Origin of the sequence: Roseomonas gilardii subsp. gilardii, from assembly GCF_023078375.1 — a bacterium.
GTDB classification, from domain to species: Bacteria; Pseudomonadota; Alphaproteobacteria; order Acetobacterales; family Acetobacteraceae; genus Roseomonas; species Roseomonas gilardii.
Map to the genome: position 1 here is coordinate 1,367,946 of NZ_CP095554.1, position 12,970 is coordinate 1,380,915.

Sequence of the window (12,970 nt, forward strand, 5' to 3'; positions counted from 1 at the left end):
TGGGGGAAGCCCCATGGCCCGCCTGGAGGAAACCTGACCCATGTCCGTGAGCACGACCGGGCCCACGACCAATTGGCGCCGCCCCCAGGTGACGCAAGGATGGCTGGCGCGCCTCCTCGACTCCAAGCCCTTCCTGATCGTTGCCTGCCTCACCCCGGCGATCGGCCTGCTGACGATCTTCCTGACCTATCCGCTGGGGCTCGGCATCTGGCTGGCCTTCACCGATACGCAGATCGGCCGCGGCGGGTATTTCATCGGGCTGGAGAACTTCGAATCCCTCTGGTACGACCGGGTCTTCTGGGGCGCCGTGTTCTACACGGTCTTCTACACGGCCATGGCGACCATCCTGAAATTCGCCCTCGGCCTGTGGCTCGCCCTGCTGCTGAACGAGCACCTGCCCTTCAAGTCCCTGTTGCGGGCCATCATCCTGTTGCCGTGGATCGTGCCGACCGTGCTCTCGGCCATCGCCTTCTGGTGGATCTTCGACGCCCAGTTCTCGATCATTTCCTATGTCCTGGTCGATAAGCTGGGTCTCCTCGACCATTACATCGACTTTCTCGGCACGCCCTGGGCGGCCCGTTGGTCGTTGGTCGCGGTCAATGTCTGGCGCGGCATCCCCTTCGTCGCGATCAGCCTGCTCGCGGGTCTGCAGACCATCTCGCCTTCGCTCTACGAGGCGGCACTCCTCGATGGCGCGTCATCCTGGCAGCGCTTCCGCCGTATCACCGCGCCGCTGCTGATGCCCATCCTGGCCGTGGTGCTGACCTTCTCGGTGCTGTTCACCTTCACGGATTTCCAGCTCGTCTACGCCATCACCCGCGGCGGCCCGATCAATTCCACCCATCTGATGGCCACGCTGGCCTTCCAGCGGGGCATTCCGGGCGGCCATCTGGGCGAAGGCGCCGCCATCGCCGTCTCGATGATCCCCTTCCTCATCCTCGCCACGCTGTTCAGCTATTTCGCGCTGGCGCGGCGCAAGTGGCAGCAGGGAGAAGACAATGAGTAAGGCCGCCACCCTGCCGGACGATGCGCTATCCTGGCAGTCCCGCCCGCGGCGCATGGTCACGGTCTATCTGCCGCTGCTCTGCTTCGTCTTCGTGCTGCTCTTCCCGTTCTACTGGATGGCCATCACGGCCATCAAGCCGAACGCGGAGATGTACAACTACAAGGAGTTCAGCCCCTTCTGGGTCGTGCACCCGACTCTGGCCAACATCAACAAGCTGCTCTTCGAGACGAGCTATCCGAGCTGGCTGTTCAACACCATGCTCATCGCGGTGTGTTCCACCGTGCTGTCCCTGGTGGCCTCGGTGCTGGCGGCCTATGCCATCCAGCGGCTGCGCTTCCGGGGCTCGGCCTATGTGGGCCTGGCCATCTACATCGCCTATCTGGTGCCGCCATCCATCCTGTTCATCCCGTTGGCGACCATGGTCTTCCAGCTTGGCCTGTTCGACAGCCCGCTGGCGCTGATCCTCACCTATCCGACCTTCCTGATCCCGTTCTGCACTTGGCTGCTGATCGGCTACTTCAAGTCCATTCCCTACGAGCTGGAGGAATGCGCCCTGATCGATGGCGCGTCGCGCCTGCAGATCCTGCGCCGGATCACCCTGCCGCTCGCCGTGCCGGGGCTGATCAGCGCGGGGATCTTTTCCTTCACGCTGTCCTGGAACGAGTTCATCTACGCCCTCGCCTTCATCTCCTCCTCGGAGAACAAGACGGTCCCGGTGGCCATCCTCACGGAACTGGTCCAGGGCGACGTGTATCAATGGGGTTCGCTGATGGCGGGATCGCTGCTGGGATCGCTGCCGGTGGCGATCTTCTATTCGTTCTTCGTGGACTACTACGTGTCTTCCCTGACCGGCGCGGTCAAGGAATAGCCGGCGGACGAACCGCCTCACCTCCTCATCGAAGCCGCTCCGGCGCCCTTCCATATCCGGGAGGGCGCCGTCCTCGCGCTAAAGCACCTTGCCCGGATTCAGCAGCCGCTGCGGGTCCAGCGCCGTCTTCAGGCGATGCATCAGGTCAAGTTCGGCATCGGACCGGACATAGCCCAGCCAGGACTTCTTCGTGAGCCCGATGCCATGCTCCGCGGAGATGGTCCCCCCGAAAAGGCGCACCGTGTCATAGACCACGTCCTGGATAACCCGCTTGGGCTGGGTCGGGGCACCGGGAAGGAAGGACACGATGTGCATGTTGCCGTCGCCGATATGCCCGTAGAACAAGGCGACGACGCCCGGCAGCCTTTCCTCCAACGCTGCCTTGCAGGCCCGGACATACTCGTCCATCCGGGCGACAGGCAGGCCGATGTCGAAGGATTCATGCGGACCGAGCACCTGCACGAACTCCGCGCAGGCATCCCGCACGCCCCAGAAGGCGCGGATATCGGCCAGGGATTGCGAGACGGCGGCGTTGGCCAGGAGCCCGGCCTCGGCCTGGGCTTCAAGCCAGGACTGGAAGCGGGGCGCATCGATCGCCTCCTCCATGCCCTGTGCCTCCACGAGGACGTAGGAGGCGTGCTCTCCGGGGATGGGATTGCGGACACCCGGGATCTGTCGTGTCACCACCTGCCAGTAGTCCGGCCACATCACCTCGAAGGCCGACAGCAACGGGCCAAGCCCCCGGCGGGCCGCGCCGAGGAACTGGACTGTGCAGTCGTAGCTGGGCAGGGCGCAGAGCGCCACCATGGTGCAGCCGGGCTTCGGGAACAGGCGCAGGACCGCGCGCGTGATGATGCCCAGCGTTCCCTCGCTTCCCAGGAAAAGCTGCTTCAGGTCATAGCCCGCATTGTTCTTGAGCATCTTGTTGAGGCTGCGGATGATGGTGCCGTCCGGCAGCACCACTTCCAGCCCCAGCACCATGTCCCGCGCCATGCCGTAGCGGATGACGCGGTTGCCGCCGGCATTGGTGGAGAGGTTGCCGCCGATCGCACAGGAGCCGCGTGCGCCAAGGTCGAGCGGCATGAAGAAGCCCGCTTCATCCGCCGCCTTCTGGACCGTCTCCAGCGGTGTGCCGGCCCGGACCGTCATGGTCGCGGCCGCCGGATCGATCTCCTCGATCCCGGTCATGCGTTCCAGCGACAGCGCCACGCAGCCCTCAACGGGCAGGGCCCCGCCGCAAAGCCCCGTCAGCCCGCCTTGCGGCACCACCGGCACGCCGAAGCGCTGGCAGAGCCGCATGGTGGCTGAGACCTCCTCCGTCGTGACCGGTCGTACGACGGCGAGAGGCCGCACCGGGGCCAGCGTGCTCCAGTCCTTCTCGTTGCGGACCGGGATGTCGCCCCCGCTGAGGACGGTGCGCGGTCCGAGTTCGGCCAGAAGAGCGGCGAGCAGGGCATCCTCCGCCGGAAGCGGCGTGGTGCCGGGCTGGTTGGCATCTGGGGTCATGGGATCAGCCTCGTGGCCAGGATCAAAGCCAGCGCCTGCATCGTCCATGCCGGATGGGACATGCTCGCGGCATCGGCGGGCCATGATCGCTCTACACGACGCCGCCGGGAGCACAAGGATTTTGACGTGCCGGTGATGGTATCGGCATGGGCAAGGCTCGCGACCGCCCTTCACGGACCCGGCGATATCCGCGATGCTCCCTTCCACAAGGGGAGGAAGAACGATGCTGGTTTCGCTGGTCACGCCTCGGTTGATCCTCGTCGGCGGAGGCGCGGTGGCGCAGATCGCGGAGGTGCTGTCGCAGTTCGGGCTGTCCCGCCCCCTGGTGGTGACCGATCCCTGGATGGTCTCTTCCGGCCTGGTGGAACGTTGCCTGGAGCCGCTGCGTCAGGCGGGTTTCAGCCCGGCCGTCTTTCCCGACACCGTGCCCGACCCCACCGACACGGTGGTGGTGGCGGGCGTGGAGCGCCTGCGCAGTGCCCGGCATGACTGCCTGATCGGCTTCGGCGGAGGCAGCCCGATGGACACTGCCAAGGCCATGGCCATCCAGGCCGCGCTGGAGCCCGGCGCTCATATCCGCAGCGTGAAGTTCCCCGCCCGGGCGGATCGCGGTGCCCTGCCGGTGATCTGCATCCCGACCACGGCCGGCACCGGCAGCGAGGCCACCCGCTTCACCATCGTCACCGACACGCAGCGTGACGAGAAGATGCTGATCGCGGGCCTGGGTGCCCTGCCCCTGGCCGCTATCGTGGACCATGAGCTGAGCTGGACCGTCCCGCCCCGGATCACCGCCGATACGGGCGTGGACAGCCTGACCCATGCGCTGGAGGCTTTCGTCTCCCGCCGGGCCAATCCCTTCTCCGACGACTATGCCCGCCAGGCCATGCGCCTCATCGCGCCCAACCTGCGGGCCGCCTATGCCTGGCCAGACGATGCCGCGGCACGGGAGGCCATGATGCGCGGCGCCCTGCTGGCGGGGCTTGCCTTCTCCAATGCCTCGGTCGCCCTGGTCCATGGCATGTCCCGCCCGTTGGGGGCGCATTTCCATGTGCCGCACGGGCTTTCCAACGCCATGCTGCTGCCCGCCGTGACCGCCTATAGCCTGCCGGATGCACTGCCCCGCTATGCCGAGGCGGCGCGGATCATGGGCGTGGCAGGGCCGGAAGAAGGGAACCAGGCCGCGGCGGCCCGGCTGGTGGAGGCCCTGCGCGAGCTGAATCACGATCTCGCGGTGCCATCCCCTGCTGCCTGGGGGATCGAGGCGGAGCGCTGGAACGCGCTCCTGCCCCTGATGGCGGAGCAGGCCCTGGCATCCGGCAGCCCGGCGAACAACCCCCGCGTGCCGGAGAAGGAGGAGATCATCGGGCTGTACCGGGAGGTGTATGGGGACTGATAAGGATACCTGCACGTTCCGCGCGAGGAGGATTGATTCACTTGCAGCCGGAACGTGGCGGCAACAGCCCCGCAGCCGCTCCTTTCTGTCGCCTGTGCCCTGGGGAAGGGATGACAACTCCGCCCGGGGCTGGCACACCTGTCTTGACCCCACCGCCGGGGTCCGGTTCGCGTCCTCCGGACCCGTGCCCCGCCGGACCCGCATGGCGGCGGTCCATAAATGGGATCTCGGATGGATTTGATTTCCTACGCGCAGAACCAGGAAGACGTCATGCTCTGGCGTGCCCTGCGGCGTGTCGAAAACGGCTTCTACATCGATGTGGGCGCGGCGCACCCGGAAGATCTGTCCGTGACACGGCTGTTCTACGATCGGGGATGGTCGGGCATCAATATCGAACCGAACAATGCCTATTTCACCGAGCTTCAGGCCCATCGCGGCCGGGATATCAACCTTCCGGTTTGTGTGACGGCCGAGCCGGGCGAGCGCGTTTTCCACGAGATCCCGGGAACGGGCCTTTCCACCCTGGACGCGGCGGTGGCGGAGGAGCATGCGCGCAAGGGCTGGAAGACGCAGGAACGTCATGTCTCTTGCCTGACGCTGGCGCAGATCTGCGAGCGGTACCGGCCCGACGGTCCGATCCATTTCCTCAAGATCGACGTCGAGGGTGGCGAGGCGGAAGTTCTGCAGGGCGCCGATTTCGGCCGCTTCCGGCCATGGGTCCTGGTGATCGAGGCCACCCGCCCGCTATCGCAGGAACCGGATCATGCCGTCTGGGAGAATGGGCTGCTGGCGCAAGGCTATCGCTTCGCCTGGTTCGATGGCCTGAACCGCTTCTATGTGGCCGAGGAGCAGGCCGCCGCGCTGCTGCCATACTTCACGGTCCAGCCCAATGTCTTCGATGGCTTCCTCCGGGCGGCGGACCTGCTGCGGCGGCACCAGGATTCGGAAACCTATGCAGCCAATGAGCGTGAAGCCAGACTTCGGACCGAGGCGGATCGTGATCGCGTGGAACAGGAACGACAGAAAGCCGAGGAAGCTCACAACCTTCTGCTGACCGCGCACAAGGCCGCTCTGGCCGCTCTTGAGGAAGCCGGATTGCGCCGCGGCGAAGCGGAGCAGGGAATGCTGTCTTTGCGGGAAAAGACCGCGCGGCTGGAGCAGACGCTGCGGGATGCGGAGGAACATATCCAGCGAGCGGAGCAGCGAGCTTCCGCGGCCGGCGAGCGCGAACGGAAGGCGCATACCGAATACTTGGTTCTCCGGGAAACCCTGATCGCGCAGACGGCATCGGCCGCCGAAGGGGGCGGTGTCCGCATTGGCCGGGCGCTGGAACATGCGGAGGCCGCCCATCGCCGTCTCTCGGAGATGATGGAGGAGCGTGTGCGACTGGAGGCCCGCCTTCAGGAAGCCGAGCATCGCTATGTCGCGGCGGAAGCATTGAACCGGGCTTACCACTCCAGTACGTCATGGCGCCTCACGCGCCCCTTGCGCGGCATGATCTATCTGCTGCGCCGTCAGATCGGCCTGAGGGATGTCGGCCTCTACGCCTCGCGCCGCGTGTTGCCCAAGCTTCGTCCCAATCATGCCGGGGATGATGCGAAGCAGGTGCGGGGCATCACAGAAATCCCGGCTCAGGATGGGACGCTTGTTAGCAAGACTTCCTTGCCGGCGGACACGTTGTCAGCGAGAGAGCAGGATCTTTCACCGCGCGGACAGTATGTGCGGCGACTGCTCTCGCATCGCCTTTCCCCCGATGGCCGGCAGGGCCATCCCACCATGCATGCTGGTTGAGACAGGAAGACAGAGTTGCGACTGGTCATCGATCTGCAAGGTGCGCAGGGAAGCAACGCCAAACGCGGCATTGGCCGCTATTCGCGTGAACTTGCCCTGGCGATGGCGCGCGCTCCGCGCCAGCATGATGTCGTCGTGGCGCTGAACGGCGCGATGCTGGAAACCGCCGAGGATCTTTCGGCGCGCTTCTCGGCGCTTCTCCCCCCTCCCATCTTCGCTCCTGGTTCTCCGCCCCCACCTCGGCCGGGCCTTACGCGGCACAGGCCGCGCGCGTCTTGCGGGCCCAGTTCCTGGCCTCCCTGCAACCCGACATCGTTCATGTTTCGAGCATTTTTGAGGGGCTGGGCGACGAGGCGGTTACCTTCTCGCCGGCCGGTATCGAAAGATTGCCGCTGGTCGGTACCTGTCATGACCTGATTCCGCTGATCCGGCATAAGGACTACCTTGAAGGTCAAGGTGTCCTGGCGCCGCACAAACGTTGGTATTATGCAGGCCTCCACGAGATGTTCCTGGCCGAAGGCCTTCTGTCGAATTCAGAGTCGAGCCGTCAGGAGGCCATCACCTATCTGGGCTTTGATCCTGGAAAGGTGACCAATATCCAGGCGGGGATCAGCCCGCTTTTCCGTCCGCCGGCACTGGCCGAGGACGAGGTTACCGTGCGTTTGGCACGCTACGGCATAGAGGCTCCCTATATCCTCTTTGTCGGTGCCGGCGATCTGCGGAAGAACGAGCAGGGCTTCATCGAAGCCTATGCCCGGTTGCCGGCGGACCTGCGCGCGTTGCACCAACTGGTCCTCGTCGGGCATGTCGATGAGGGACGCCTTCACCGCGCCCTGGCGGCTTCCGGCACCCCCCCGGAAAACCTGCGGATCATCCCCTTTGTCCAGGAGGATGACCTGCCCGTGCTGTACGGGCATTGCGCGGTCTTCGTCTTTCCTTCCCTGCACGAGGGTTTCGGCCTGCCGGCCGCGGAAGCCATGGCCTGCGGCGCTCCGGTCATCGCGAGCAACACGAGCAGCCTTCCGGAAGTGGTGGGCCTGGACGAGGCGCTGTTCGATCCGACCCAGCCGGCGGAGATCGCCAGGTGCATGGCCTGGGTCCTGCGGGACCCCGGGGTCCGGAAGCGCCTGTCGGCGCATGGCCTGCAGCAGGCACGCCGCTTCACCTGGGAAGCCTGTGCCGACCGCGCCTGGGATGCTCTGGAGCAGATCCAGGATCGCCGCGTGCGGCAGGGCCATGGGCGCGTCACGGCGTTGCAGCCGCTGCCCTCGCTGGCTTTCGTCTCGCCGCTGCCGCCGCAGGAAAGCGGCATCGCGGATTACAGCCGGAGCCTTCTGCCCGCGCTGTCGCGCCACTACGACATCACCCTGGTGAGCGAGCCGGGGCAGACCGACGATCCCTGGCTCGAAGCCGTCTTCCCGCAACTGGATGCCAGGCGTTTCCTGCAGCAGGATAAGAGCTTCGACCGTGTCCTGTACCAGGCCGGCTGCTCGGATTTCCATACCTTCCAGTATCGTGATCTCCTGCCCGTCCAGCCCGGCGTCACCGTCCTGCACGACGCCTTCCTGTCGAACCTCTGGAACTGGCTGGCGCATCACGAGGGAAGACCCGCCGACTTCCTGGCCCGGCTCTACCATTCCCACGGCTATCCCGCGCTTCACGACGAGGCGCGGCACGGGCGCGACGCAGCGGTGAGGCAGTATCCCTGTTGCCTGGATGTCCTGGACCAGTCGCTCTCGCTCATTCAGCATTCCGAGTACGGCCGCACGATCCTGGCCATGCATTTCGGGGACGAGATCCGCGACAGGATCAAGATCATTCCGCTCTTGGCGCATGGCCGGGCCCGCCCGGACCGGAATGCCGCCCGCAAGGCCCTCGGCATCGGAGCGGGGGAGTTCCTGGTCTGCAGCTTCGGGATCGTCTCGTCCGCCAAGATGCCCGGGGCGATCCTGGAAGCCTGGCGTTCCATGTCCGGCGGAAACACGCGTCTCGTCTTCGTCGGGGCGCTCACCGGCGAACCGGAAGGTTTCGCGCTGCGCGACGGTGAACGCGACGGCGATGTCACAGTCACCGGTCGTGTCGGACAGGAGGAATACGACCAGTGGCTGGCAGCGGCGGATATCGCCGTTCAGCTCCGCCGCGATCTGCGTGGCGAGACCTCCGCCGCGATCACCGATTGCCTGTGCTTCGAGGTGCCGCTGATCGTGAACCGGCATGGCACGGCCACCGAATTGCCGGATGACTGTGCCTGGAAGCTGCCGGAGCAGTTCTCCGTCAAGGCGCTGGGCGAGGCGATCGGGCTGTTGCGCGGCGATGCGGAACTGCGCCGGAACCTGGCCCGGGCCGGCAGGGCCTATACCGAGCAGCGGCTTCGCCCGTCCCGGATCGCGCAGGAATACCATGCCGCGATCGAGGCGAGCTACGCGAAGCGGCTGCTGCCCTCGCTGGCCGGGGTCTCGCTCGGCCTTTCCCGCCTGCACGGGACACCCTGGCCGAGGGAGGAGGAGCTCTCCGCGGTATCGCAGAGCCTGGAGGCCAGCTTCCGGTCGGCGCCGCGACGCCGTCTCCTGATCGACATGTCGGAGATGGCGCGCTTCGATGCACGCTCCGGCATCCAGCGCGTGGTGCGGGAGGTGAGCAACCGTCTCCTGGCCTCCTCCGGCCATTACAGGCGCGTGGAGGCCGTCCGCTTCGATGGCGGCAGCCTGCGCCATGCCTATGAGGCCGCCACGCGGGTTCTGGGATGCCCGCCGCTCCCCCTGGCCGAGACGCCGCTCGACATGGGTGAGGACGACACGCTGCTTTGCATCGACCTCAACCCGAAGATGACCGAGGCGGAGTTCACCGATCTGCGGCGGCGCAAGCTGGCGGGTCTGCGGCTGGTGCTGGTGGTCTACGACCTTCTGCCCATGCTGCGTCCGGACTGCTTTCCCGCCGGGATCGTGGAGGTCAGCGCCTGGTACAAGAGGATGCTCTCCATGGCCGACCATGCCATCTGCATCTCGCGCGCCGTGGCGGATGAGCTTTGCGGGTGGCTGGATACGGTGGCGGACGTCCGGGACAGGCCTCTGCCCATCGACTACTTCCATCTGGCCGGCGATTTCAGGGGTGAGGCCGCGATGGGCGAGCCCCCGGGTTCGATCCTGGCGGCCATGTCCTGCACCGCACGCCGCCCGACTTTCCTGATGACCGGCACCCTGGAACCGCGGAAGGGCTACAGGCAGGCCGTCGCCGCCTTCGAGCAGCTCTGGGCCGAGGGCGTGGATGTCGGCCTTCTGATCGTCGGCAAGGAAGGCTGGCAGATGTCGGATTTCGCCGAGCACCTGCGCACCCATCCTTACCTCGGCGGCAGGCTGCATTGGCTGGAGGGGGTTCGCGACGTCGATCTGCGACGGCTCTATGGCATGAGCCACTGCCTGCTGATGGCGTCGGAGGGGGAGGGCTTCGGCCTGCCACTCGTCGAGGCGGCGCAGGCCAGCCTGCCGATCCTGGCGCGCGACCTGCCGGTCTTCCAGGAGGTGGCCGGCGAGCATGCGATGTATTTCTCGGGGCGCCAGCCGGAGGATCTGGCCGCCGCCCTGAAGCGCTGGCTGGAGGCCAAGGAGAGGGACAAGGTTCCGTCCTCGGCCCGGATCAGGACGCAGGACTGGGATGGGTCGGTCAGGCAGTTGCTGGATCGCCTCGCCGCACAGCAGCCCTACCGCCTCTGGGCGAGGGAGAACGCGGTTCCGGCGGCAGCCGGCTCCGCCTGAGGCGGGCGGGGGGGTCAGCCCCCCGCCACCGTCAGCCCCTCGATCCGCAGCGTCGGGCTGTCGGTGCCCCGGCGGAAGCGCAAGTCGTTGGCCGGGGTCATGGCGAGGAACATCTCGCGCAGGTTGCCGGCGATGGTCAGGCCGCTGACCGGTTCGGCGAGCTGGCCGTCGCGGATCATGAAGCCGGCGGCGCCGCGGCTGTAGTCGCCGGTCAGGGTGTTGACGCCGTGGCCGATGAGTTCGGTGACGTAGAGGCCCTCGCGGAGATCGGCCATCAGCGCCTGGGGCGAGAGGGGGCCGGGTTCCAGCCACAGGTTGCTGGGGGCCGGGGAGGGTGGCGAGGAGGGGCCGCGCGCGGCGTGGCCGGTGGTGGGCAGGCCGAGTTGCCGGGCGGAGCGGGCGTCCAGGAGCCAGCTCCGGAGCGTGCCGTCCTCGACCAGGGCGAGGGAGGCGCCGGGCTGGCCTTCTCCGTCGAAGGGGCGGGAGCGCAGGGCGCGGGGCTTCGTGGGGTCGTCGCGGACGGTCAGGCCGCGGGCCATGACCGGCTGGCCCATGCCGTCGCGCAGGAAGGAGGTGCCGCGCGCCACGGCGGCGCCGTTGAGCGCGCCGGCGAGGTGGCCAAGCAGCGAGGCGGCGACGCGGGGGGCGTAGACCACCGTGCGCCGCGCCGTGGCGGGGCGGCTGGGGTTCAGGCGGCGGACGGCGCGCTCGGCCACCTCGCGGCCCAGCATGGCGGGGTCGTCGAGGTCCGAGAGGTGGACGGTGGAGACGTGGTCGTAGTCGCGCTCCATCCCCGTGCCGTGGCCCGCCAGGGCGGTGATGGAGAGGTGGTGGGCGGAGCGCGCATAGGCGCCGGAGAAGCCGGTGGAGGTGACGAGCGCGACGTCGCGGTGCGACCAGCCGGCCTCGGCGCCCTCGGAATTGGTGATGCCGGGGATGGCCAGGGCGGCGTCCTCGGCCTGGGCGGCGCGGGCGGTCAGTTCCGCGACATCGGGGCGGGCGCCGCTGGTGAGGTCGAGCTCGGGCGGGGTGAATCTCGCCGGGTCGGGCAGGCCGGCGAAGCCGTCCTCCGGCACGGCGCGGGCCATGGCCACGGCCCGCTCGGCCAGGGCCGGGAAGGACAGGGGATCGGTGCCGGAGGTGGAGACGATCGCCTGCCGGCGGCCGGAGCGGCTGTGCAGGAAGACCCGCAGGCCGAGCTCCACGCCCTCGGCGCGCTCGATCCGCTCCACCTTGCCGAGACGGCGGGCGACGGAGAGGGTGGTGCCACGGATCAGCACCGCATCGGCTGAATCCGCCCCGGCCGCCCGCGCGGCGGCGACGAGGTCGCCCAGCCGCGCCAGATGGCTCTCCATCCGGCCCCCCATCCCGGCGGCGCTCACGCCGCCAGCTTCTCGGCGATGGTGGCGAGGGAGGGCACCTTGCCCATGGGGCCGAGGGCCGCGAGGGTGGGGGTGCCGCGGAAGGCACGGGCGGCGGCGGCCTGGACCTGTTCCACCGTCACGGCGGCGATCTTCGCCTTGGTTTCCTCGACCGGGATGATGCGGCCATGGACCTGGAGCTGGCGGGCGAGCTGCTCGCAGCGGCTGCCGGTGGATTCCAGGGACATCAGGAGGGAGGCGCGGAGCTGGGCCTTGGCGCGGTTCAGCTCCTCCTCCGTCACGTCATGCTGGACGCGGCGGAGCTCCTCCAGCGTCACCGGGACGAGTTCGGCGGCCTGATCCTCCCCGGTGCCGGCATAGATCGCGAACATGCCGCTGTCCCGGAAGGGGGAGTGGAAGGAGTAGATGGAATAGACGAGGCCGCGCTTCTCCCGGATCTCCTGGAACAGGCGGGAGGACATGCCGCCGCCGAGCAGGCCGGACATCAGCATGGTCGGGTAGTGCATCGGGTCGCCATAGCCCGGGCCGGGGAAGCCCAGCACGACATGGACCTGGTCCAGCTCCCGCTCCTCGCGGAACTCGCCGCCGGTGTAGCGGGCGGGCTCGGCCTCGTGCACCTCTGGCACCGGGAGGTCGGCGAAGTGGCGGCCGACCATCTCCACCAGCGCCTCATGCTCCAGCGCCCCGGCGGCGGCGACCACCATGCGGGAGGGGCCGTAGTGGCGGCGCATGTAGTTGCGCAGCGCGTCGCGCGGCATCTTCTCGATGATCGCGGCCGGGCCGAGGGTGGGGCGGCCCATGGCCTGGTTGCCGTAGGCGGTGGCCTGGAAGTGGTCGAAGACGATGTCGTCGGGCGTGTCGTTGGCCTGCCCGATCTCCTGCAGGATCACGCCGCGCTCACGCTCCACCTCCTCCGGCGCGAAGGAGGAATGGGTGAGGATGTCGCCCAGGATGTCGGCGGCGAGCGGCAGGTCGTCCTTGAGCACCTTGGCGTAGTAGGCGGTGTTTTCCCGCGCCGTGTAGGCGTTGAGGTGGCCGCCGACATCCTCGATCTCCCGCGCGATGGCGGCGGCGTCGCGGCGCTCGGTGCCCTTGAAGGCCATGTGCTCCAGGAAGTGGGAGACGCCGTTTTCCTCGGCGCGTTCGTCGCGCGTGCCGGCATGGACATAGGCGCCGATCGAGGCGGTCTCCACGCGGGGCATGGTGTCGGAAACGACGGTCAGGCCGTTGGGGAGGCGCGTCAGGCGCACGGCATCACTCATGGGGGCGTTC

At 67.7% G+C, this 12,970-nt stretch carries 8 protein-coding genes and 1 pseudogene; 6 read left to right on the forward strand and 3 right to left on the reverse strand.

Annotated elements, in window-relative coordinates; genetic code table 11:
- The first annotated feature begins 40 nt into the window (after nucleotides 1-40).
- Both MVG78_RS06205 and MVG78_RS06210 read left to right on the forward strand, forming a co-directional pair.
- Nucleotides 41-1,006 carry a carbohydrate ABC transporter permease gene (locus tag MVG78_RS06205; protein WP_247559126.1) on the forward strand — a complete coding sequence of 322 codons (966 nt, stop codon included), beginning with the start codon at nucleotides 41-43 and terminating at the stop codon, nucleotides 1,004-1,006.
- Nucleotides 999-1,874 carry a carbohydrate ABC transporter permease gene (locus MVG78_RS06210; RefSeq protein ID WP_247559128.1) on the forward strand — a complete coding sequence of 292 codons (876 nt, stop codon included), beginning with the start codon at nucleotides 999-1,001 and terminating at the stop codon, nucleotides 1,872-1,874. The genes MVG78_RS06205 and MVG78_RS06210 overlap by 8 nt, the downstream gene beginning before the upstream one ends.
- A gap of 78 nt (nucleotides 1,875-1,952) precedes the next feature.
- Here the strand turns inward: MVG78_RS06210 and MVG78_RS06215 are convergent, their stop codons facing one another.
- Nucleotides 1,953-3,380 (reverse strand): FAD-binding oxidoreductase, encoded by a 1,428-nt coding sequence (locus MVG78_RS06215; protein WP_247559129.1) that lies wholly within the window; start codon nucleotides 3,378-3,380, stop codon nucleotides 1,953-1,955.
- Nucleotides 3,381-3,603: 223 nt separating this feature from the next.
- On the opposite strand from MVG78_RS06215, the gene MVG78_RS06220 reads away from it, so the two are divergent.
- The 4 genes and pseudogenes from MVG78_RS06220 (at nucleotide 3,604) to MVG78_RS06230 (ending at nucleotide 10,316) form a co-directional block, all read left to right on the forward strand.
- Complete coding sequence (locus tag MVG78_RS06220; RefSeq protein ID WP_247559131.1) at nucleotides 3,604-4,773, forward strand: iron-containing alcohol dehydrogenase; 1,170 nt, start codon at nucleotides 3,604-3,606, stop codon at nucleotides 4,771-4,773.
- Nucleotides 4,774-5,004: 231 nt separating this feature from the next.
- A complete protein-coding gene (locus MVG78_RS06225) occupies nucleotides 5,005-6,564 on the forward strand; it encodes an FkbM family methyltransferase (protein WP_247559133.1) in 1,560 nt (519 codons plus the stop codon).
- Nucleotides 6,565-6,824: 260 nt separating this feature from the next.
- Nucleotides 6,825-7,118, forward strand: a pseudogene (locus MVG78_RS21950) (hypothetical protein); the annotation flags it as partial.
- 33 nt (nucleotides 7,119-7,151) lie between these two features.
- Nucleotides 7,152-10,316: a glycosyltransferase gene (locus MVG78_RS06230; RefSeq protein ID WP_247559135.1), complete on the forward strand. Its 3,165-nt coding sequence runs from the start codon at nucleotides 7,152-7,154 to the stop codon at nucleotides 10,314-10,316.
- A 14-nt stretch (nucleotides 10,317-10,330) separates the two neighbouring features.
- Here the strand turns inward: MVG78_RS06230 and MVG78_RS06235 are convergent, their stop codons facing one another.
- Both MVG78_RS06235 and MVG78_RS06240 read right to left on the reverse strand, forming a co-directional pair.
- Nucleotides 10,331-11,671, reverse strand: coding sequence for a TldD/PmbA family protein (locus tag MVG78_RS06235; protein WP_247560328.1), 1,341 nt, complete (start codon nucleotides 11,669-11,671; stop codon nucleotides 10,331-10,333).
- Between the two features lie 23 nt (nucleotides 11,672-11,694).
- Nucleotides 11,695-12,960: a M16 family metallopeptidase gene (locus tag MVG78_RS06240; RefSeq protein WP_247559137.1), complete on the reverse strand. Its 1,266-nt coding sequence runs from the start codon at nucleotides 12,958-12,960 to the stop codon at nucleotides 11,695-11,697.
- Between the last annotated feature and the right edge of the window lie 10 nt (nucleotides 12,961-12,970).